Origin of the sequence: Streptomyces sp. Ag82_O1-12 (genome assembly GCF_900182715.1) — a bacterium.
Lineage (GTDB): Bacteria > Actinomycetota > Actinomycetes > Streptomycetales > Streptomycetaceae > Streptomyces > Streptomyces massasporeus.
The window spans coordinates 4,897,145-4,918,743 of sequence record NZ_FXUW01000001.1; the positions used below are offsets into that span (position 1 = coordinate 4,897,145).

Annotated in this window: 22 protein-coding genes; 12 read left to right on the forward strand and 10 right to left on the reverse strand. The window is 70.2% G+C overall.

All coding sequences use genetic code 11. The features are described 5' to 3' along the window. Positions 1-44: 44 nt before the first annotated feature. The 7 genes from QOL88_RS22535 to QOL88_RS22565 all read right to left on the reverse strand — a co-directional run bounded on the left by QOL88_RS22535 (position 45) and on the right by QOL88_RS22565 (position 6,242). Positions 45-1,640: a uracil-xanthine permease family protein gene (locus tag QOL88_RS22535; protein WP_257027858.1), complete on the reverse strand. Its 1,596-nt coding sequence runs from the start codon at positions 1,638-1,640 to the stop codon at positions 45-47. 105 nt (positions 1,641-1,745) lie between these two features. After that, complete coding sequence (locus tag QOL88_RS22540) at positions 1,746-2,981, reverse strand: ATP-grasp domain-containing protein (RefSeq protein ID WP_097218847.1); 1,236 nt, start codon at positions 2,979-2,981, stop codon at positions 1,746-1,748. 56 nt (positions 2,982-3,037) lie between these two features. Beyond that, on the reverse strand, positions 3,038-4,087 hold the full coding sequence (locus QOL88_RS22545) for an isopenicillin N synthase family dioxygenase (protein WP_257027859.1): 1,050 nt from the start codon (positions 4,085-4,087) through the stop codon (positions 3,038-3,040). Between the two features lie 41 nt (positions 4,088-4,128). Continuing rightward, positions 4,129-4,689 (reverse strand): LOG family protein, encoded by a 561-nt coding sequence (locus QOL88_RS22550; protein ID WP_031102743.1) that lies wholly within the window; start codon positions 4,687-4,689, stop codon positions 4,129-4,131. A gap of 19 nt (positions 4,690-4,708) precedes the next feature. Next, positions 4,709-5,473: an FAD-dependent thymidylate synthase gene (gene thyX / locus QOL88_RS22555; protein ID WP_031102742.1), complete on the reverse strand. Its 765-nt coding sequence runs from the start codon at positions 5,471-5,473 to the stop codon at positions 4,709-4,711. Positions 5,474-5,526: 53 nt separating this feature from the next. Continuing rightward, a complete protein-coding gene (locus tag QOL88_RS22560; protein WP_097218850.1) occupies positions 5,527-5,712 on the reverse strand; it encodes a hypothetical protein in 186 nt (61 codons plus the stop codon). A 209-nt stretch (positions 5,713-5,921) separates the two neighbouring features. Further along, positions 5,922-6,242, reverse strand: a complete 321-nt coding sequence (locus tag QOL88_RS22565; protein ID WP_257027860.1) for a hypothetical protein — start codon at positions 6,240-6,242, stop codon at positions 5,922-5,924. A 652-nt stretch (positions 6,243-6,894) separates the two neighbouring features. Between QOL88_RS22565 and QOL88_RS22570 the strand changes: the two genes are divergently transcribed. Beyond that, positions 6,895-7,215 (forward strand): DUF6087 family protein, encoded by a 321-nt coding sequence (locus tag QOL88_RS22570; RefSeq protein WP_097218852.1) that lies wholly within the window; start codon positions 6,895-6,897, stop codon positions 7,213-7,215. Between the two features lie 46 nt (positions 7,216-7,261). Here the strand turns inward: QOL88_RS22570 and QOL88_RS22575 are convergent, their stop codons facing one another. Then, complete coding sequence (locus QOL88_RS22575; RefSeq protein ID WP_003974483.1) at positions 7,262-7,699, reverse strand: hypothetical protein; 438 nt, start codon at positions 7,697-7,699, stop codon at positions 7,262-7,264. Between the two features lie 509 nt (positions 7,700-8,208). Here QOL88_RS22575 and hemL point away from each other — a divergent pair. After that, complete coding sequence (gene hemL / locus QOL88_RS22580) at positions 8,209-9,525, forward strand: glutamate-1-semialdehyde 2,1-aminomutase (protein ID WP_097218857.1); 1,317 nt, start codon at positions 8,209-8,211, stop codon at positions 9,523-9,525. Next, positions 9,522-10,220, forward strand: a complete 699-nt coding sequence (locus QOL88_RS22585) for a histidine phosphatase family protein (protein WP_097218860.1) — start codon at positions 9,522-9,524, stop codon at positions 10,218-10,220. The genes hemL and QOL88_RS22585 overlap by 4 nt, the downstream gene beginning before the upstream one ends. 168 nt (positions 10,221-10,388) lie before the next feature. On the opposite strand, the gene QOL88_RS22590 is transcribed toward QOL88_RS22585, so the two are convergent. Continuing rightward, a complete protein-coding gene (locus QOL88_RS22590) occupies positions 10,389-11,012 on the reverse strand; it encodes a LysE family translocator (RefSeq protein WP_097218862.1) in 624 nt (207 codons plus the stop codon). Positions 11,013-11,484: 472 nt separating this feature from the next. On the opposite strand from QOL88_RS22590, the gene QOL88_RS22595 reads away from it, so the two are divergent. The 9 genes from QOL88_RS22595 (at position 11,485) to QOL88_RS22635 (ending at position 20,123) form a co-directional block, all read left to right on the forward strand. Beyond that, positions 11,485-12,780, forward strand: coding sequence for a polysaccharide deacetylase family protein (locus QOL88_RS22595; protein WP_097218865.1), 1,296 nt, complete (start codon positions 11,485-11,487; stop codon positions 12,778-12,780). Between the two features lie 66 nt (positions 12,781-12,846). Then, positions 12,847-13,494, forward strand: coding sequence for a TlpA family protein disulfide reductase (locus tag QOL88_RS22600; RefSeq protein WP_097218868.1), 648 nt, complete (start codon positions 12,847-12,849; stop codon positions 13,492-13,494). Between the two features lie 13 nt (positions 13,495-13,507). Next, entirely contained in the window at positions 13,508-14,281 is a 774-nt protein-coding gene (locus QOL88_RS22605; RefSeq protein ID WP_097218870.1) for a cytochrome c biogenesis CcdA family protein, read from the forward strand. 3 nt (positions 14,282-14,284) lie between these two features. Beyond that, positions 14,285-16,021 (forward strand): cytochrome c biogenesis protein ResB, encoded by a 1,737-nt coding sequence (gene resB / locus QOL88_RS22610; RefSeq protein ID WP_097218873.1) that lies wholly within the window; start codon positions 14,285-14,287, stop codon positions 16,019-16,021. Beyond that, positions 16,018-17,100 carry a c-type cytochrome biogenesis protein CcsB gene (ccsB, locus tag QOL88_RS22615; RefSeq protein WP_097218876.1) on the forward strand — a complete coding sequence of 361 codons (1,083 nt, stop codon included), beginning with the start codon at positions 16,018-16,020 and terminating at the stop codon, positions 17,098-17,100. Before resB ends, ccsB begins: the two co-directional genes overlap by 4 nt. 226 nt (positions 17,101-17,326) lie before the next feature. Further along, a complete protein-coding gene (locus tag QOL88_RS22620) occupies positions 17,327-17,542 on the forward strand; it encodes a hypothetical protein (protein WP_257027861.1) in 216 nt (71 codons plus the stop codon). After that, positions 17,532-18,188, forward strand: a complete 657-nt coding sequence (locus QOL88_RS22625) for a hypothetical protein (RefSeq protein ID WP_143668880.1) — start codon at positions 17,532-17,534, stop codon at positions 18,186-18,188. The genes QOL88_RS22620 and QOL88_RS22625 overlap by 11 nt, the downstream gene beginning before the upstream one ends. Positions 18,189-18,406: 218 nt before the next feature. Beyond that, the gene (locus QOL88_RS22630) at positions 18,407-19,345 is read left to right on the forward strand and encodes an alpha/beta hydrolase (protein WP_097218883.1); all 939 of its coding nucleotides are present in this window, start codon (positions 18,407-18,409) and stop codon (positions 19,343-19,345) included. A gap of 10 nt (positions 19,346-19,355) precedes the next feature. After that, positions 19,356-20,123: a helix-turn-helix transcriptional regulator gene (locus QOL88_RS22635; RefSeq protein WP_097218885.1), complete on the forward strand. Its 768-nt coding sequence runs from the start codon at positions 19,356-19,358 to the stop codon at positions 20,121-20,123. On the opposite strand, the gene QOL88_RS22640 is transcribed toward QOL88_RS22635, so the two are convergent. Beyond that, positions 20,120-21,517, reverse strand: a complete 1,398-nt coding sequence (locus tag QOL88_RS22640) for a condensation domain-containing protein (protein ID WP_097218888.1) — start codon at positions 21,515-21,517, stop codon at positions 20,120-20,122. The genes QOL88_RS22635 and QOL88_RS22640 overlap by 4 nt on opposite strands. Positions 21,518-21,599: the final 82 nt, after the last annotated feature.

Below are 21,599 nucleotides of genomic sequence, written 5' to 3' on the forward strand. Positions count from 1 at the left end.
GAGCGGGAGGATGCTCGCGGCCCTGCGGGGTGAGGCGTGTTGGGTCAGACCGCGGTGGGCTCGGCCGGCCGCTGGTCCTTCGGCCGGTTCCCTGCGATGGGCTCGGGCTGCGGTTCCGTCGTCCGGTTTCCGGGGGTCGGTTGCGCTTCCTGCGGCCGGTTCCCGGGGGCCGGCCGCGGTTCCTTCGGTCGGTTCCCTGCGACCGGCCGAGGCTCTTCCGGACGGTTCCCTGCGACCGGCCGAGGCTCTTCCGGTCGGTTCTCGGTGGCCGGCTGCGGCGTCGGCTCCGGTACCTCCGCGCCCCAGCGGCGGCCCGCGGCGAGCAGGTGGTACCCCAGCAGCGTCACCACCGTGCCCAGCGCGATGCCGCCGACGGAGAAGTCGCCCAGGGTGACGGTGACCCCGCCGATGCCGAGGACCGAACCGGCCGCGATGGGCACCAGGTTGACCGGGTCCGAGAAGTCCACCCGCGCCTTGATCCAGATCTTGGCGCCGAGCAGCCCGATCATCCCGTACAGCACCACCGTGATGCCGCCCAGCACCCCACCGGGCGTGGCCGCGACGAGCGCGCCGAACTTGGGGCAGAGCCCGAAGGCCAGTGCCGCGCCCGCGGCCGCCCAGTACGCGGCGGTGGAGTAGACCCGGGTCGCCGCCATCACACCGATGTTCTCCGCGTACGTCGTCGTGGGCGGGCCGCCGACCGCCGCCGAGACCGCGGTGGCCAGGCCGTCGCCGAGCACGGCACGGCCGAGCACCGGGTCGAGGTTCTCGCCGGTCATCTCGCCCACCGCCTTGACGTGCCCGGTGTTCTCCGCGATCAGCGCGATCACGCCCGGCAGCACGAGCAGCGCCGCGGAGACGCTGAAGGACGGGGAGTGCAGGGTGGGCAGCCCGAACCAGTCGGCGGAGGCGACCGAGTCCAGCTGCACGCGTGCGTGCGTGGTGACCTTGCCGTCCGGGCCGGGCGCGGTGATCGGGCCGGCCACCCGGTCCAGGGCCCAGGACAGGACGTAGCCGAAGACGAGTCCGACGAACACGGCGAGCCGGCTCCAGAAGCCGCTCAGCAGCACACCCGCCGCGATGACCACGCTCATGGTCGCGAGCGCCGTCCACTGGTCCTGCGGCCAGTAGATGTCCGCCACCACCGGAGCAAGGCTGAGGCCGATCAGCAGCACCACCGCACCGGCCACCACGGGCGGGAACGCCCGGTTGACCAGGCCCGGTCCCATGCGGTGGACGAGCAGGCCGACGACCGCGAGGACCAGGCCCGCGACCACGATCGCGCCGGTGACCTGGGCCGTGCTGCCGCCCGCCGCGCGGATCGCGGCGACCCCGCCGACGAACGACGCGCTGGTGCCCAGGTAGCTCGGCACCCGGCCCTGCACGACGAGCAGGAACAGCACGGTCGCCACGCCGGACATCATGATGGCGAGGTTCGGGTCGAGGCCCATCACCACGGGGAAGACGAACGTCGCGCCGAACATCGCCACCACGTGCTGGGCGCCCAGGCCCAGGGTGCGCGGCCAGGAGAGGCGTTCGTGCGGCAGCACGGCCGCTCCGGGACGGGGCGCCCGGCCGTCGCCGTGCAGCCGCCATCCCACGCCCAGCCTTCTTCGTGCCGGACCTTCCGTGTCCTTCATGGGATCTCTCCGGTTTTCGGTCATGCCGCACGACGACGGCCACGAACTGGTGTACGAATCAAAGGGAGTGGACCGCCGTCGACCGTGTGCCGGTGCGGGGTGGGCTCAGGCCTCCACGTCGCAGTCGACCAGTGTCATGACGGCCTCGGCCCGCCGGTCGGCCTCCGCCGGAGCGTCCGCCGTGACGATCACATGGCCCACCCGGGTGTGGGTCGCCGCGGCACCGCCGATCAGTTCGCCCGGGTCGACGTAGGAACGCGCGGCGGCCAGATGCGGGTTCAGCACGAGCCCCGTCAGGCCCCGGAAGGTGCCGTGCGCCGAGGTGTTGATGAAGCGCAGCGCGGCGGCGCCCCGGCGCACCGGCCGCGCCGTCGGCTCCTCGCCGAGCACGGCCTGGACGTACGCCTCGGCCAGGTCGATTCCGGTGGCGTGCTGGATCGCCTGCAGCACGGCCCCGTCGGGCGGGCCGGCGTCGATCTCGATGAGCACCGGGCCCTCCGGCGTCAGCTTGAGGTCGGTGTGCGCGATCCCGTCCCGCAGGCCGAGCGCCCGCAGACCCCGCAGCACGGTGCCGGCCGCCCGGGCCGCCGTCCGCTCGTCCAGGCCGTGCGGCACGGTGTACCCGGTCTCCTCGCGCTCCCGGCCCTCGGTCGTGTACTTCCGGGTCAGCACCGAGTGGGTGCAGTTCCCGGAGTGCAGCACGCTCACCATGCTGTACTCCGGGCCCTCCAGGTACTCCTGGGCGAGGGCCACCGTGTCGTAGGCGAGGCCGTACGTCGGATCCGAGGAGTGGTTCAGCGCCCGGCGGACGGCCGGCCGGAGCTCCCCGGGTCCGTCCATCACGCTCACGCCCACCGACCCGGTGTTCTCCACCGGTTTGACCACGACGGGGTAGTCAAGACCTGCCGCCGCCAGGCGCTGCTCGGCGGCCTCGAAGGAGACCAGGGCGACGGTGCGCGCACTGGGCACGCCGCCCCGCTGCAGCGCCTGCGCCATCTGCCACTTGTGACGACTGGCCGGAGCGAGGCTCTCGGAGTGCCCCGGCGCGCCCAGCCGGACGGCGAGGGCCGCGGCCAGCGGGGAGAACTGCGCCCCGCTGACCGCCACCGCCTCGATGCCCTGCCGGGCGCAGTAGTCGGCGAGTTGGTCGACGGCCTGGTCGGCGGAGCGGAAGTCCGTGAACACCACCCCGCCCAGCTCTCCGCGGATCTGCGGACGGCACCGCTCGTACAGGTCCCGGTGCGTGGCGGCGTGCACCCGCACGTCGAGGCGCCGCGCCGCCCGCACGATGCACTCGGCCGCCGTGTTCTCGACGCCGAGAAGCAGAGCTGCTCTGGCCACGTCATCTCACCTTGCTCTCGCCGGTACCACCGCCGGGCGGCGTGCGGGCTCCACCGTCAACCGCCGTACGCCCTGCTGAACTTCCCGGTGATGTAGTCGCCGGACCGTACCGACGCGTGCCTGGGCGGGTTGTCCGGCCCGGTACAGGTGGGGATGCACTCGATCAGCGCATCGTAGGACGGCTGGTGGAAGAACGGCACCGAATAACGTTCCCGGTCGGCCAGTTCGCGCGGCGGGTTCACGACCCGGTGGACCGTGCTCACCCAGCGGTTGTTGGTCCAGATCGCCATCAGGTCGCCGATGTTGACCACGAACGAGCCCTCGATGTACGGCACGTCGAGCCAGTCGCCGTTCTTGTCCAGGACCTGGAGGCCGCCGGGGCCGTCGTCCTGGTACAGGATCGTCAGGCTGCCCCAGTCGCTGTGGATGCCCTTGCGCAGCTGGCCCGGGGCCGGCGGCACGGTCTGACGCGGGTAGTAGTTCGCCGTCAGGTTCGTCATGTGCCGGTCGATCTTGTCCTCGAACCAGTCCTCGGGCAGGTCGAGGGCGAGCGCGAACAGCCGCATGATGTCGGCGGCCAGGACCTCCATGGCCCCGTAGTACGACCGGTAGGCCTCGGCGAAGCCGGGCAGCGCGGGCCAGTGGTTCGGGGTGGCCAGTGCCGGGTCGGCGTCGGCGGGGAGCCGGTCCTTGCCGTCCGGCTCACCGAGCCGGTTGATCGTGAAGGTCTCGGAGACGTCGGGCAGGCTGCGCTCGCGCTCCACCTCGGCGTCCGTGTTGGAGGCGGCGAGGCTCCCCTTGCGGCCGAAGCCGCGCATCAGCGGGTCCTCCGGGACCGCCAGCAGTTTCGCCTTCTCCTCGGCGGGCAGCGCGAAGAACTCGCGGGTGGCCCGGTACATCTCCCGTATGGCGTCCTGCGGCACCCCGTGACCGACGATCACGAGGAACCCGCTGGTGCGGCAGACCTCGTCGATCACGGCGCCGAGCCGGCGGTCCGCCGCGGCCGACGACCGTGCCGAACTCAGGTCGATCACCGGGACGTAGCCCTCGACCACGGTCACCTCGGCGGTCCGGCCGACCGCGCTCTCAGCATTCAGTAGCGACATCGCTCCTACTCTCGATTTCAGCCCTGGCGAGGGTGTTTCGGTCAGCCCCAGCGCGGCGGCGGGGGCTCCCAGTCCCGCACGAGGCGGAGGAACTCGGCGGCGTCCGCGACGGGCGCGAGGGTGCCGAGTTCCTCCTCGCGCAGGAAGCCGCTGAGGGACATGCGGCAGGTCATGCGCAGCAGCCGGTCCCAGTAGCCCTCGACGTTCAGCAGCGTGACGGGCTTCTGATGGGTGCCGAGCACCAGCCAGGCCCACACCTCGAGGATCTCCTCGGCGGTGCCCACCCCGCCCGGCAGCGCGATGAACGCGTCCGCGAGGTCGGCCATGAGCTGCTTGCGCTGGTGCATGGTGTCGACGACGTGCAGTTCGGTCAGACCCCGGTGGGCGACCTCGGCGTCGACGAGATGGGTCGGCATGACGCCGGTGACCCGGCCGCCGGCCGCCAGCGCGGAGTCGGCGACCACACCCATGAGGCCTGCCGCTCCGCCGCCGTAGACGATCTCGTGGCCCGCGGCGACCATCTCCTTGGCGAACACGGCCGCCGCTTCCCGGTAGACCGGCCGGTTGCCCAGGGCCGATCCCGCGTAGACGGTGATACGCATGGCAGGGACCCCCTCCGGGTCAGGGGCTGACCCGGCCGAACTTCTCGAACGCCTCGTGGGTCAGCGGCATCAGACGGGCGAACTGCTCCTCCATCTGCTCGGCCACGACCTCGATCTCGCGCTGCGGGTGCGAGACGTAGGCGGCGTCGGCGCGGTTGGTGCGCAGGCCCAGGAAGTGCATCAGGGAACGGGCGTTGCAGGTCGCGTAGACGGTGGAGTACGTCGCCACCGGCAGGACCACGCGGGCCAGTTCGCGGGCGATGCCGGCGTCGAGCATCCGCTGGTACTCGCGGAACGCGGCGCGGTAGGCCTCACTGGTGGCGGTGCTCACCAGGTCGTAGTCCTGCTCGTCGCCCGGCACGTACTGGTAGTGGCCCGGCTTGCCGATCTGCTTCAGGGCGCGCTCGCGGTCCGGTACGTAAAACACGCTCTTCAGGTCCTTGTAACGCGCGCTTTCCTCGTTGAAGGACCACATTCGGTGCCGCATCATGTGCCGGATCGTGAAAATCGGCGCGTGCACCAGGAAGGTCATGGAGTTGTGCTCGAAAGGGCTGCCGTGGCGGCTGCGCATGAGATATCGGATGAGGCCGCCTATGTAATCGTCGCCGCGTTCCTCGCGGTGCGCCTCCTCGCCGGCCGTGGACACGCGCGCCGCACGGACGACGCCGAGGTCGGACGCGGTGTGATCGACGAGCTCGACGGTGATCTCGCTGCGCAGTTCGATCTCGGGGGTGAAGACGGTGCTCTCGTCGGGGGCGGTCTCGATCGCCGGGCTGATCGTCATTGCGTTTCCCTCCGTTGACCTGGCTTGATGTCGGCTGGCTGAAGTGGTGCGGGTCAGTCCCAGCCGTGGTCGTCGGGCGTCTCGCCCGCGACGACCGTGGTGGCGGCGGGGGCGCCGGCCGGGCCGGCGACCGCGGGGACGGCGGCGGCGGCGAGGAAACCGGCGGCGGCGACGGCGGTCAGGGTGCGCAGACCACGGACGCGGGTGGCGGTCAGGTGAAGGGAGATCGTGCGGAGCATTTCGTTCCTCTTTCTCGTCCGGTGTTTTGAGCGGCTCCCCCGCTCGCAATGTCCATTCTTCGGCCGCGACTGCTCCGCAATAAGGTCACACTTGTGCAGTGCGTAGGTGGGAATCCACTGCAGGTACCTTCCGGCATATGCGAAGAGCCCCGTCGCCGGCGGCTGAAAACCGCTCCATGGCGACGGGGCAACGTCGTTGAATGCAACGCCTATCGGTCGAGTCCGCAGACCACCCTTCCGGGGCCGCCGGGGGCGGCGGCCTGCTCGCCGCGTTCCCGGTCGTGGATCTCGCGCACGGCCACGGTCGCCGTCACCACGGCGGCCCGGGCCGCGCCCAGCACGTCACGGGCGGAGGCCAGATCGCGCTCGGGCAGCCGCACCACGACGTCCGTGGCGCACTCGATGAGGTGCAGCGCGGCCCGGGCGAGCGAGTCGTCGCAGGGGTAGCTCTGCTCCACGGCACTGCGGGCGCCCTGCAGCAGGGCGGCCGCGCTGAGGGTCTGCTGGGACGTGTCCAACTCGGTTCGCATACGGGCCTTCCTCGAAGTCGTTCGTACGGGGGCTGGACGCAGAAGCAGAACGACTGTGCTGGCGCATACAGGGCGCCCGGAAGGGTCATAGGCGTGCAGTGCAGGGTTGTGCAGGGCGGCGGTGCGCGCGGTCAGCCGCCGACGGACTGGTTCGGTCTGTCGACGGTGGCGCAGTCGCCCTGGGAGAGGGGCACCGGAACCGGATACTCGACAGCACTGATGTGGCACCGGCTCGGTAGCGAGAGGGTGACCTCGATCGAGACGGACGAAGGCGTGGCCCGACGAGCCGGCCACGCGCCCTCACCGAATCCGGTCATACCCCCCAGCTGCTGGTGAGGGACGGCCGCGCCGGCCACCCCGACGGAGCCCCATACGACCGGCTGATCGCCACATGCGGCTTCCGCAGCATCCCGCCTGCTTGGCCTCGCTCCCACGGACAGCGGCTGGCAAGTCCGCCAGGGCGGCCCCCGCCGCCTGTGGGACGCGGTCGAATCGGCGGTGGCTACCTGGGAGGAGCACGGCTCACCGAACACCGCGGCGTTCGGCGTGACCGTCTCCCGCGACCAGCATGCCGTCTGGCTCGGGAACCCGAACGGCCCGCAGTGGCCGCTACCCTCCTGAGATAGCCGCCACCGACGTGAGGAACGCCAGGATGGACGACGAGCCGCTGCAGGACTGGGCGGAGCGCCGTGACACGAGGATCGGCCGACTTCGCGCCGTGCCTGTTGTGTTCGGCGACGGGCCCAGGGCATCGCATCTGAACCCGGATGCGCCCCGCGCCGTCGAGCGCTGGAACGGGCACACCTGGGAGCTGTACGGGTTCGCCGCCGGCCTGGCCGAGGCCCAAGCCATCCTGTACCCAGAGGCCAACGGGCCCTCACCTTCAGGGCCCGTGCCGAAGCCACTCGGCTCCGGCACCGGCAAGCACCGCAAACCCCAGGGACCCAGGCCGGACAGTGGCGGCCGGGCATGACGAGGGCGGGGTCAGAAACCCCGCCCGAAACCCCTGAAACCCCAGCTCAGGGCCACACCAAGCAATAAGGCTGATGCCCCGCCTCATGCAGCCGATGGCTGAAGTCTTGCCACTCGTGCAGCAGTTGGTACACGTTGAACGCGTCCCGGGGCCCGCCCCGGTCCGGGACCGTCGACCAGATGAAGGCCGCCGCGCCCACCGCTTCCTCGCCGATGCCGCGCAGGGGGTCGACGACCGTCATGGGGAGTTTGACCACGGCGTAGTCGGGGTGCAGGACGACCAGTTCAAGGGGTGGGACCTTGTGCAGGGGGACGCCCTCGATGCCCGTGAGGACCATGGCCGCCATGGTCTCCGGCTTGATCTTCGTGAACATGCCGTTCATGCCGAGCTCGTCGCCGCCGAGCTCCTCGGGGCGCATCGAGATCGGGACGCGGGCCGCGGTCGCGCCGTCGGGCGCACCGAAGTACTTGTACGTCACCCCCACCCGACCACCATTCCCGCTGTCCCCGGCCCGAAGATCGTCCACCTGGCGTTCAGTACGTCCGGCGGCCCGCTCCGGTTCACTCGGCCGATCCTGTGTCTGACGCGGTTCCTGAGCGTCCTCCGCCTCGCGCCGGTGCCTTCCCCGCCGGGCACGTCGAGGACCCAGGTCATCAGTCCCCTCGCCCAGTCCGCCACCGCGATGCATATCTCCACCCGACTGCTTTTCTAGGACGCGTCGCCCCCGCCGCGCAACCCGATCATCGTGTCAGTGACCTCCCCCACGGCCGCCCGCCGAAACGTGCGCTGAAACATCTGCCCGCAGGATCTCCGCAGCCTCCGACCACCCCGGGCCGTTCGAGCTGTGTGTATCAGGGACCAGTCTCGCAGACGACGGCGACCTGGGGGCCGGTTGTCCCACGCCCCGCCCGCGCACGCCCCTGGCCTACCCTGAACAGGTCACTGGCACCCGGAGCCCGACAGCGTCGGAGAAGGTCGGAGAAGTCGCAGGTCATGAGTGAACTGGCATATCCGTATGAAGCACCGGCCTCGCAGGCTCTGTTCGACCGCGCGGCGGCCGTCACGCCCGGCGGTGTGAACTCCCCGGTGCGGGCCTTCCGAGCCGTCGGCGGCACGCCGCGGTTCATGGTGTCCGGCACCGGTCCCTATCTGACGGACGCGGACGGCAGGGAGTACGTCGACCTCGTCTGCTCCTGGGGGCCCATGATCCTCGGGCACTCCCACCCCGAGGTCATCGCCGCCGTGCAGGACGCCGTCTCCCGCGGCACGTCCTTCGGCACGCCCGGTGAGGGCGAGGTCGCGCTCGCGGAGGAGATGGTCGCGCGGGTCGCGCCGCTCGAGCAGGTGCGGCTCGTCTCCAGCGGCACCGAGGCGACCATGTCCGCGATCCGGCTCGCCCGCGGCTTCACCCGGCGCACCAAGGTGATCAAGTTCGCCGGGTGCTACCACGGGCACGTCGACTCGCTGCTCGCCGCGGCCGGCAGCGGCGTCGCCACCTTCGCGCTGCCCGACACCCCGGGCGTCACCGGCGCGCAGGCCGGCGACACGATCGTCCTGCCGTACAACGACCTCGACGCCGTCCGCGAGGCCTTCCGGGCGCACCCCGGCGAGGTCGCGTGCGTGATCACCGAGGCCTCCCCGGGCAACATGGGCGTCGTCCCGCCCGCCGACGGGTTCAACCAGGGCCTGAAGGACATCTGCTCCGAGAACGGCGCGCTCTACGTCTCCGACGAGGTCATGACCGGCTTCCGGACCAGCCGCGCCGGCTGGTTCGGGGTCGACGGCGTCGTCCCCGACCTGATGACCTTCGGCAAGGTCATGGGCGGCGGCTTCCCCGCGGCGGCCTTCGGCGGACGGGCGGACGTGATGGCCCACCTCGCCCCGGCCGGGCCCGTCTACCAGGCCGGCACCCTCTCCGGTAACCCCGTCGCCACCGCCGCCGGGCTCGCCCAGCTGCGGCTCCTCGACGACGCCGCGTACGCCAAGGTCGACGCCGTCTCGAAGGAGATCCAGGGGCTCGTCACCGGGGCCCTGACCAAGGAGGGCGTCGCGCACCGGCTGCAGACCGCCTCCAACATGTTCTCGGTGTTCTTCACCGACCGGCCGGTGCGGAACTACGAGGACGCCAAGACGCAGGAGTCCTTCCGCTTCACCGCGTTCTTCCACTCGCTGCTCGCCGACGGCGTCTACCTGCCGCCGTCCTCCTTCGAGTCCTGGTTCGTGTCCACCGCGCACGACGAGCGGGCCGTGCAGCGGATCGCCGACGCCCTTCCGGCGGCGGCCCGGGCGGCTGCGGAGGCGACGGCATGAGCGACCAGCGGAACGACAGCGCCGAGGACATCACCGTCGTCCACGTCATGCGGCACGGCGAGGTCGCCAACCCGGACGGCATCCTCTACGGCCGCCTCCCCGGCTACCACCTCTCCGACCTGGGCCGGCGCATGGCCGACCGGGTCGCCGAGCACCTGTCCGGCCGCGATGTGACGCACGTCGTCGCCTCGCCGCTGGAGCGGGCGCAGGAGACGGCCGAGCCGATCGCCAAGGCGCACGGGCTGGACCTGGCGACCGACGAGCGGCTGATCGAGGCCGACAACATCTTCCAGGGCAAGACGTTCGGCGTCGGGGACGGGGCGCTGCGCAACCCCGGCAACTGGAAGCACCTGGTCAACCCGTTCCGGCCGTCCTGGGGCGAGCCGTACGTGGACCAGGTCGTCCGCATGATGAGCGCGCTGGGCGCGGCGAAGGACAAGGCCCGTGGGCACGAGGCGGTCGTGGTCAGCCACCAGCTGCCCATCTGGATCGTCCGGTCGTACGTCGAGCGCCGCCGCCTCTGGCACGACCCGCGCAAGCGCCAGTGCACGCTCGCCTCGCTGACGACCTTCACGTACCAGGGCGACCGGATCGTCTCCGTCGGCTACTCCGAGCCGGCCCGCGACCTCGTCCCGGCCCATCTCCTCGCCGGTGCCAAGCCGGTGAAGGGGCAGGCCAAGGCTTTCGGCGCGTAGCGCGTGGCCTGTGGGTCGGCTGCTGGGGCGGCCGACCCACAGGCAAGCGATGGCTGACGGCCGACGCTCGTCAGCTGTGCGGTCAGTACCGGGGGCCGACACTCCCAGCCGCCGATCGCGGACGCGTGCGCCTGGGCCGGGCCACGAACCGCTGCCGTGTTGTAAAGATCAAGACAGCAGGATCTCGCCGAAGATCGTCCCGGCCAACACCACGTAAACGATGCACGCAATGTAGTTCAGCACGGCCGTTGCTTTGGTCGAGCCGACAAGACGTGCGTGAAAAACTCCCGCGAGAACTCCGATGCATCCGTAAAGGATCACCTCCATCAGGACGTTGACCGCACCGAGCATCGCCATCTGCAATGCCGGGTTGTCCGCGCTTCCGATGAACTGCGGTAGCACCGCAAGGAAAAAGAGAATGATCTTCGGATTCGTGATGCTGACGAAGACGCCTCGCAGATACCCGCGTCCGGCCGTGACATCACTGTGCCCGCCGATCGCACGACGCGCATGACGCATCGTCGCGTATGCCAACCATAGAAGATATGCCGCACCTAAAATCCTGACCGTATCCAGTATTAATGGGTACGATCGGGCGATTTCTCCCATGCCGGCGACGACGGCGGCGGCGTAGACACTCATGCCGGTTCCGATGCCGAGGATGGCTTTCACCGCGGACCGGCGACCGCCTTCGAGGCCCACTGCGAGCATGTAGGCCATGTCGGGCCCGGGAGGGGCGAGGAAGAGCAGGATCACCGCCATGTAGCCCGGCAGCACCGTCGGATCGACCATTGTCAGCGACCTCCAGCCCTGGCATGGCGTACGCGCGCTCCGCAGTGCCGGTGGCCATCACTCCATGCTGGGTTGCCGCCGGCGGGGCAGGGGCATCCGATGCCGGCCTTGGAGGGTGTCATGAGATCTCCCAGTCGAGGCGGAACCATCTTAGGCGGTTCCAGCGTAGGCCCAGGAGTGAGGTGGAGCTCCCGCTCGTATCTTCCGAACGGCTCGGCGGCCGTGTCATCGACCTGGCCGTCGGCCCGCACGTCACGGAACGCCGGGCCATCGGTATGGCGGCGGTCGCCGTCGCGGACGCGTGCCCCGGCGGCCGGGGCGGCGGCGGGAAGCGCGTAAGCTCGTGGGTCCGTCGCCCCCTTCTGATCGCTTACGACTGCTTTGTTACGGAATCTGCGCACTTAAGTGGAACCTCCCCGTTCTTCACGTCCTCTGACTGGGTGACCAGCACGACGTACGAATCGGGGATGCCATGCGCGCTCTCTCCCGCAGGGGAATGCTCGGACTCGGCGCGGGAGCCGCCGCCGTCTCACTCGCCGGATGCGGCGGTCTCGCGGGCTCGGACGATTCCAGCCACGCCGACGGTTCCGGCGGCGACGCCGCACAGGGCGGATCGAAGCCGAAGCCCAAGCCCACCGCCCGCCCCATCGGTGACGGCTCCACCGCCCACACCGGCAAGCAGCCCCACCAGCCCGCGGCCCCCGAGCCGCTGGAGCCCGGTCAGACCCCGCCGCAGTTCGTCGTGTTCTCCTGGGACGGCGCCGGCGAGGTCGGCAACGGCCTCTTCCCGCGCTTCCTGGACCTCGCCAAGGAGCACGGCGCGAGCATGACCTTCTTCCTGTCCGGGCTGTACCTGCTGCCCGAGTCGAAGAAGCGCCTCTACAACCCCCCGAACAACCCCCGCGGCGCCTCCGACATCGGCTACCTCTCCGACGACCACGTCAAGGCGACCCTGAAGAACGTCCACCGCGCCTGGCTCGAAGGCCACGAGATCGGCACCCACTTCAACGGGCACTTCTGCGGCGAAGCCCACGGCTCGGTCAAGAACTGGACGCCCCGGCAGTGGCGCAGCGAGATCGACCAGGCCAAGGCCTTCGTGAAGGAGTGGCGCACCAACACCGGCTGGACGGACCTGCCGTCGCTGCCGTTCGACTACGACAAGGAACTCGTCGGCGGCCGTACGCCCTGCCTCCTCGGCCAGGACAACCTGCTGCCCACCGCCCGCGAGCTCGGCTGGCGCTACGACGCCTCCTCGCCCGGCGGCCTCCAGGTCTGGCCTGCCAAGCGCCAGGGCATATGGGACCTGCCCCTGCAGCAGATACCTTTCCCCGGCCGCGGCTTCGAGGTCCTGTCGATGGACTACAACATGCTGGCCAACCAGTCCCTCGCGACCACGAAGGCACCCGCCCACAACTACCCGGGCTGGCGGAGGCAGTCGGCGCAGGCGTACATCCAGGGATTCAAGCGGGCATACGAGACAAACAGGGCACCCTTCTTCATCGGCAACCACTTCGAGCAGTGGAACGGCGGTATCTACATGGACGCCGTCGAGGAGGCCTTCAAGCACATCGCGCGCGAGAAGGAGAAGGGCGCGGATGTGCGTCTCGTCTCCTTCCGGCAGTTCACCGACTGGCTGGACGCGCAGAAGCCCGAGGTGCTCGCCAAGCTCCGCACGCTCGGCGTCGGGCAGCAGCCGGCCGGTGGCTGGCGGGAGTTCACCGGCCGGACCTCCACACCCAGCCCGGACGCCTCGCGGAACGCCGCCTGAAATGCGGTTTTCCGCCCGCAAGGGGGGTGGGCGAGACCCCCAGAACGGGCATGCGAAACTTTTCACATGAGTGCCGCCAGCGCCCCCCAGCGTTCGAACCGCACGACCCGTGCCACCGAGCGCACCCGCCGTGTCCGCCGTAGCGCCGCCCTGACCGCCGGTCTCGCCGCGACCGCGCTGCTCGTCACCGCGTGCGGCTCCGGCGGCACCTCCGGCGGGGGCGGCAACACCAACTTCGTCACCGGCACCGACGGCGTCGCCACGGCCGCGCAGGGCAAGCGCGCCCCGGCCCCCGACCTGTCCGGCAAGACCATCGCCGGCAAGACGCTCGACGTCGCCGACTACAAGGGCAAGGTCGTCGTCCTCAACGTCTGGGGTTCCTGGTGCAACCCCTGCCGCGCCGAGGCCAAGTACTTCGCGAAGGTCTCCAAGGCGTACGCGGACAAGGGCGTGCAGTTCGTCGGCATCAACACCCGGGACACCTCCACCGGCGCGGCCCTCGCCTTCGAGAAGGACTGGGGCATCACCTACCCCAGCCTCTACGACCCCACCGGCAAGCTGCTGCTGCGCTTCAAGAAGGGCACGCTCAACCCGCAGGCGATCCCCTCCACGCTCATCCTCGACCGGGACGGCAAGATCGCGGCCCGCTCCTTGTCCGCGCTCAGCGAGGAACGGCTGCTGAAGATGCTCAAGCCGGTCGTCGCCGAGAAGTGAGCGGAGGAGTGACGTGAGCGCAGTCACCACGCTCGCCGAGGTCGCGGACCCCAACGGCACGGTGCTCAACGGCGCCCTGCTCGTGGCCCTGCCGATCGCGCTGCTCGGCGGCCTCGTCTCGTTCTTCTCGCCGTGCGTCCTGCCGCTGGTGCCCGGCTACCTCTCCTACGTCACCGGAGTCAGCGGCACCGACCTGGCCGAGGCCAGGCGGGGGCGGATGGTCGCCGGTGCCTCGCTGTTCGTCCTGGGCTTCACGGCGGTGTTCGTCTCCGGCGGGGCCCTCTTCGGGTACTTCGGCCAGACGCTCCAGGAGGAGCGGGGCGTGCTGACCAAGGTGCTGGGCGTCCTCATGATCCTCATGGGCGTCTTCTTCATGGGCCTGATGCCCTGGCTCACCCAGCGCGAGTTCCGTTTCCACAAGAAGCCGGCGACCGGCCTCGTGGGAGCCCCCGTGCTCGGCGCCCTCTTCGGTATCGGCTGGACGCCCTGCATCGGCCCGACGCTGTCCGCCGTGCAGACACTCGCCTGGCAGCAGGGCACCGCCGGTCGCGGGGCCATACTCACCTTCGCGTACTGTCTGGGCCTGGGCGTGCCCTTCGTGCTCGCCGCGGTCGCCTTCCGCAAGGCCCTCGGAGCCTTCGGCTGGATCAAGCGCCACTACGTCTGGGTGATGCGGGTCGGCGGCACCATGATGATCGTGACCGGTCTGCTGCTGCTGACCGGCGCGTGGGACCGCATCGTGCAGGAGATGCAGGTCTGGTCCGACGGCTTCACTGTGGGGATCTGATCGATGAGCAAGACCACCGCCTCCGACCCGGCCCCCTCCGCCGCCGAGGACCAGGAGCTGGGCGACGCCGGCTCCCAGCTGTCCACCGCCCCCAAGGAGGAAGCGCCCAACCTGCCCGCCCTGGGCGTCATCGGCTGGGCCCGCTGGTTCTGGCGGCAGCTGACCTCCATGCGGGTCGCCCTGCTGCTGCTCCTGCTGCTCTCCCTCGGCGCGATCCCCGGCTCGCTCATCCCGCAGTCCGGCCAGGACGAGACGAAGGTCGCCGACTTCCGCAAGGCGCACCCCGCCCTCTCGGACGTCTACGACAAGATCGGCATGTTCCACGTCTACAGCTCGGTGTGGTTCTCCGCGATCTACATCCTGCTGTTCGTCTCCCTCATCGGCTGCATCGTGCCCCGCACCTGGCAGTTCGTCGGCCAGCTGCGCGGTCTGCCGCCCGGCGCGCCCCGGCGGCTGAACCGGCTGCCCGCCCACACCACCTGGCGCACCACCGCCGAACCCGAGCAGGTCCACCAGGCCGCCCTGGCCCTGCTGAAGAAGCGCCGCTTCCGCACCCACCTCACCGGGAACGCCGTCGCCGCCGAGAAGGGCTACCTGCGCGAGGTCGGCAACCTCGCCTTCCACATCGCCCTCATCGTGATGCTGACCGCCTTCGCCTGGGGCCAGCTGTACAAGTCCGAGGGCAACAAGCTGGTCGTCGAGGGCGCCGGCTTCTCCAACACCCTCACCCAGTACGACGACTTCAAGTCCGGCAACCTCTTCACGTCGGACGACCTGGTGCCGTTCAGCTTCAACCTGAAGAAGTTCACCGGCACCTACGAGCGCACCGGCCCCAACAAGGGCACCCCGCGCGTCTACAAGGCCGACATCACCTACAGCTCGGGCGCCTACGGCAAGGACGAGAACGACACCGTCGAGGTGAACCACCCGCTGGAGATCGGCGACTCCAAGGTCTACCTCGTCAGCCACGGCTACGCCCCGGTCATCACCGTCCGCGACGCCAAGGGCAAGGTCGTCTTCGACGACGCCGTGCCGCTGCTGCCGCTGGACGCCAACGTCACCTCCTCCGGTGTCGTCAAGGTCCTCGACGGCTACCGCAACGCCCAGGGCAAGAAGGAACAGCTCGGCTTCAACGCGTTCTTCGTGCCGACCTTCGGCGGCCATGCCAGCGGCACGATGCTGTCGCAGTTCCCCGCGCTGGACAATCCGCTGCTCGCGCTGTCCGCCTACCACGGCGACCTGGGGGCCGACTCGGGCATCCCGCAGAGCGTGTACCAGATGGACCGCACCAACATGAAGGAGTTCAAGGACTCGAAGGGCAAGCTGTTCAAGAAGCTGCTGAAGCCCGGCGAGACCATGAAGCTCCCGAACGGCGCCGGTTCGGTCACCGTCGGCAAGGACGTCAAGGAGTGGGCCGGCTTCCAGGTCGTCCAGCAGCCCGGCAGCGGCTGGGCCCTCGCCGGTGCCCTCGCCGCGATCGGCGGCCTCGCCGCCTCCCTGTTCATCCAGCGCCGCCGCGTCTGGGTGCGCGCGGTCAAGGGCGCCGACGGCGTCACCGTCGTCGAGATGGCCGGCCTCGGCCGCAGCGAGTCCGCCAAGGTCCCCGAGGAACTGGGGCACCTCGCCGGCGACCTCTACGAGCAGGCGCCCGGCGCCCCCGACGACCCCGCAGATTCCCCCGACACCGACCAGGAGCCGGGTACCGAACCCCCCGTACCTGCCGAAGGGGCTGAGCAGTGACTCTCGCCGCCGCCACCAACGAAAACCTCGCGCAGATCAGCAACGTGCTGATCTACTCCGCGATGGCCGTCTACACCCTGGCCTTCTTCGCGTACATCGCCGAATGGCTCTTCGGCAGCCGCAGCAAGGTCGCCCGGACCGCCGCCGCGCTCACCACCAAGGCGGACGCCGCGAAGGCGGCCCCGGCCGTCACCGTGAACCAGGCCGGCGGCACCGCCGTGCTGGAGCGGCCGAAGGTCACCGTGCGGGCCGCGGCCGGTCAGCGCGACGTGCCGGACGGTCCCGGGGCGCACGGCGGGGACGAGCAGGGCGACCTGTACGGCCGGATCGCCATCTCCCTCACGGTGCTCGCCTTCCTGATCGAGTTCGGCGGTGTCCTCACCCGCGCCCTGTCGGTGGAGCGGGCGCCGTGGGGCAACATGTACGAGTTCAACATCACGTTCTCCACGGTCGCGGTCGGCGTGTACCTCGGGCTGCTGGCCCTGAAGAAGAACGTGCGCTGGCTCGGCCTGTTCCTGATCACCTCGGTCCTGCTCGACCTGGGCCTGGCGGTCACGGTCCTCTACACCGCCAGCGACCAGCTGGTCCCGGCACTGCACTCGTACTGGCTGTACATCCACGTCTCGACGGCGATCTTCTGCGGCGCGGTCTTCTACGTGGGCGCGGTCGCCACGATCCTGTACCTGTTCAAGGACTCCTACGAGAGCAAGCTCGCGAGCGGCGGCACGCCCGGCACCTTCGCGACCTCCGTCCTGGAGCGGCTGCCCTCCTCCGCCTCCCTCGACAAGTTCTCCTACCGCGTCAACGCGGCCGTCTTCCCCCTGTGGACGTTCACGATCATCGCGGGCGCCATCTGGGCCGGCGACGCCTGGGGCCGCTACTGGGGCTGGGACCCGAAGGAGACCTGGTCCTTCATCACCTGGGTCGCCTACGCCTGCTACCTGCACGCCCGCGCCACCGCCGGCTGGAAGGGCCGCAAGGCCGCCTACCTGGCCCTCATCGCCTTCGGCTGCTGGCTGTTCAACTACTACGGCGTGAACATCTTCGTCTCCGGCAAGCACTCCTACGCGGGCGTCTGAGCCCTCCTCCCGTACACCGGCGGCACCGTCGGTGTACGGGAGTCGCGCGGCGTGTACAGCCGAACGGCATCCCGTCTGATGCGCCGTCTGTACGGACACGTTTACGACGACAAGTCCTGCGGGTCGGTAGATTCAGCCATCCGGGGTATGTAACTGTCGGCGAGCGGTTGAATACGCGATGCTGTGTAGGTCACGCAGCACGCCACAACCGTCTGGGGGGTAGACGATGAGTGTGACGATCGACGAGCGGGCGATGACGGACCACGAGGACGACATCGTGATCGTCGTGTCCGACGCCGACTACCGGGACGCCGCGCAGCGAGCCCTCGACGAGCTCGGACTCACCTACGCCGAGCTCGAAGAGCAGGCGAAGGAGGGGAACTTCACCTCGTCGCAGGCACATGCTCTGTGGGTGTCCATCGGCGGCACGGTTGACCTCTGACCTGTCGAAACAGGCCTACAAGTTCGCCAGGGAGTTACAGGAGACCCTCAACGGGACCGTGTGCCAGCATGTGCGGATCACCGCCGTGCTGCGTCCACGTTCCGCAGTCGGTCCTGTCTTCACTCTCGGGCATGGCCTGTCCGCCGCCAATCCCACCCAGCCGACAGCGTTCCCGCTCCGCGTCGATCAGAAGAAGCCGCGGTCCTGGATGAACCTCTCGTTCCAGGTCCGTCTGGACGACGAAGCGGACTTCTTGACGGTCCATTCGTCCTACTGTGGCATCTTCACCGATGAGGCTCTGGAGACCTGTCTGCTCCACTGGGACTACGAACGCGAGAAGGACAAGTACACCAGCGCGCACGTCCAGGTGTATGGCACGTCGCCCGCACTGGAGGCGCTCAACCGGAACAACGATCACAAGCGCTCCCTGGACAAGCTCCACATCCCGGTAGGGGGAAGACGCTTCCGGCCCTGCATCGAGGACGTCATCGAGTTCCTGATCACCGAACGACTGGCCGATGGTCGTGAAGGCTGGGAGAAGCGCGTCGAGGAGGGGCGCAATCGCTATCGACGCGGCCAGTTGCTGGCGGCGATGAGGCGCAATCCCGATGTGGTCGAGGAGTACCTCGAGAGCCGCGGCGAGTAGCCGCTCGAAGAGCCGCGACGCCCTGCCCGGCGTGTCCGGGCAGGGCGTCACCGTGCCGGCTGCCCCGGCGGGGTGCCCTTCTCGATCGGTCTTCGTCCCCTCGCAGGCTGTGCCGTCCCGGCGCCCCGCGCCGATCGGACGTGACATCGGGAGTGTGACGGGCCTCACCGAGAATGGGTGACAGGACGTTGTCGTGGAAGGCTGCGACCGTCGGCGGTATGACGATCACGGACGAGGACTGTCTCGCTGAGACCCTGGCCTTCAACAAGCAGTTCGAGGCCGCTGCCGCGGACCGACCGGTGCGCGAAGGGGCGCCGGACGCGGCCCTGCTGGCCGCCCTGCGGCGTAACCGGCTCGGCGGCGACTCGCCACCGGTAAGACTGCCGCACGGCCAGGACCGCGTCGTCGAGGGCGGGGTGAAGGTACGGGTGTTCGTGCCGGACCAGGTCGACGGCGTGTACCTGCACATCCACGGAGGCGGCTGGGTGTTCGGTTCCGCGGACGGGCAGGACGAGAGGCTGTGGCTGCTCGCCGAACGGGCGCGGCTGGCCGTGGTGAGTGTGGACTACCGTCTCGCTCCGGAAGACCCGTTCCCCGCCGGGCCCGACGACTGTGAAGCGGCCGCCCGGTGGTTGGTGAAGCACGCTGCGGCCGAGTTCGGTACCCAACGCCTGCTGATCGGCGGTGAATCGGCGGGCGCCCACCTGAGCGTCGTGACGCTGCTGCGCCTTCGCGACCGGCACGGCATCACCGGCGCATTCCGGGCGGCTCACCTGCTCTTCGGCCCGTACGACCTGTCGATGACGCCGAGCCAGCGGTCGTTCGGCTCCAGGCGGCTGCTGAGCAACACCGACACGCTGCGGCGGACCTACGAGCTGTTCACACCCGGCATGGGGGCGGAAGAGCGCCGTGACCCCGAGGCCTCACCGCTTTTCGCCGACCTCGCCGGCTTGCCGCCGGCCCGGATCGTCGTCGGCACCGAGGATCCGCTGCGGGACGACTCGCTGTTCCTGGCCGCACGGTGGCAGGCGGCAGGCGCACCTGTGAAGCTCGGTGTCGTCGCGGGTGCCATGCATGGCTTCTCGCTGTTCCCGCTGACCATCACCGAGCGGGAACTGCGGCGCGAGCGGGACTTCCTGTCCGGCGCGGGAAGGTAGCGTCGGGAGCGTGAACCGCACGGCTCGGCTCTATGCGCTGGTGGAGGAGTTGCGCGCGGCGGCGCCCAGGCCACTGACGGTCGCTGTGCTCGCCGCGCGGTTCGAAGTGAGTACGCGGACGGTGCAGCGCGACCTCCAGGCGCTGATGCAGACCGGCGTCCCGGTACGCACCACCCCCGGGCGCGGCGGGGGCTGGTCGATCGACCCGGCGATGACCCTTCCTCCGATGCACTTCACCGCCGACGAGGCCGCGGCGCTGGCCGTGGCGCTCGCCACGACGGGCGCCTCCACCCCGTACGCCGGCGCGGCCCGCACAGCAGCCCAGAAGATCGCGGCGTCGATGACCGGCCCCGCCTCGGCGGCGGCACGGGAACTCGCCGCACGGATCGTCACGCTGCCCTCGCCGACCGACTCCGCAGTCCGCGCCGCGGTGGAACAGGCCCTCTCCTCCCACACCGTCCTGCGCCTGTCCTACATCGACGCGGCAGGAGGCGAGAGCGAGCGGGTGGTGGAACCGGCCGGACTGCTCACCGCCGACGGCCGGTGGTACCTCATCGCCTGGTGCCGCATGAGACAGGCGGGCCGGGGCTTCCGGCTGGACCGCATCACGGCGGCGGCTTCAACCACCGAGCGGGCTCAGCCCTACGACCTGGCCGAACTGCTGCGCGGCTCGGCCGCAGCCGACGCCGTACCGCCCAGCACGGTGGCTCCACTCACACCCCCGCCTCCACCGGCCGGGAGGCACCGCGCCGGTGCACCGTTCCGGTCACGGCACTAGGCACGGCGGACCGTGCCGGTCACGATGTCCCGCAGGCGTTCGACGTACAGCCGCAGGTTCTTGTGGGCCACGTCCGTGTCGGGGTAGCGGGCCGCGAACCACAGGCCCTCGTGGAGCCGGGTGACCCAGGCGCAGACCTGGTCGCCGTAGGACACCCGGATCAGGCCGTAGGCGTTGCGCTCGGTCCAGGCGGTGGACTCGGGGATGCCGCGGGCGTCGGCGAACGACACGATGGAGTACATGTCGGGGGACGTCGGCCGGAAGTCGGCGCCGAGCAGCCGCAGCACCCGGGCCAGCGGCATGCGGGCCAGCGGCCGGGTGGTGTGCAGCGCGGCCCGGACCGTCCTCAGCATGTCGGTGAAGTCGGACGTCTCGGTGACGGGCACCTCGATCGGCGCGCCGCCGACGTACCACCCCACCGAGTCCGAGTACGCGGACTTCGCCCGGGTGTGGAAGGGCACCACCGTCCGGTAGACGGGCTCGCCGCCGATCTCGTGGACGATCAGGGCCGTGGCCGCCAGCAGCCCGACCAGGGAACCGCCGAAGGGGCGGCAGTACGCCTCGAAGGCGGCAGCCGCGTCGGCGTCGACGAGCATCTCGCGCATGAGCTTCTGGGTCGGCAGCGCGCCGTCCGCCTCCAGGCCGAGGTCCACGGGGAAGCTCGGCAGCCGCCCGTCGCAGCGCCGGATGAACTCCCGCCAGCGGGCGACGATCTCGTGGTCGGCGTCGATCCGGTCGGCGTTCGCCCGCTCGGCCTCGCAGAAGTCGACGTAGCTGGAGACGGGCGGCTGCTCCGGGGCGCTGCCGGTGAGGTGAGCGGCGTACAGCTCCTGGATCTCCGCGGGGATGCGGTAGATGGAGAACGCGTCGACGTTGCTGTGGTCGAAGGCCATGTACACGCTGGTGCTGTCGTCCCGGACGACGGCCGTGTAGATGATGTTCGGCCAGCGCAGGGCGTCGGCGGTGGTGTCGAAGCGGTCCTGGAGGTGCTGGGCCAGGGCCGCCGGGTCGGTGAACTCCCCGGCGTCCTCGCGGTGCAGGGAGACCGACGCCGGGTCGAGGGTGAAGCGGCGGATCGAGTCGCCCGGGCCGCCCGCCCAGCGGAAGCCGCTGCGCAGCGTCTCGTGCCGCAGCGTCCAGGCGCGCAGCGCCTCACCGAGGGCGCCCAGGTCGGCCCGGCCCGGGAGGTCGAAGGCGGCGCCGATCCAGGTCGGCACGAACAGCCCGTCCTCGCGCACCGACCGCGCCGTCCGCAGATGTGACTCCTGGATGTAGGCGGGGGGCCTGGAGTCCTCCGGCAGGGCCTTCGCCGTCGCGACGGTCGCCGGACTGAGCGTCCATTCGACGAGTCGTCCAGGCCGGACCTCGCAGCGCTGGATGTCGGTCATTCGCACGGGGCGTCTCCGTTCGCAGGTGGGACAGACCCGATCAAGGGAATGCCGAGCCGGCCACCGGCCACACCGCGTGTCGCCACAT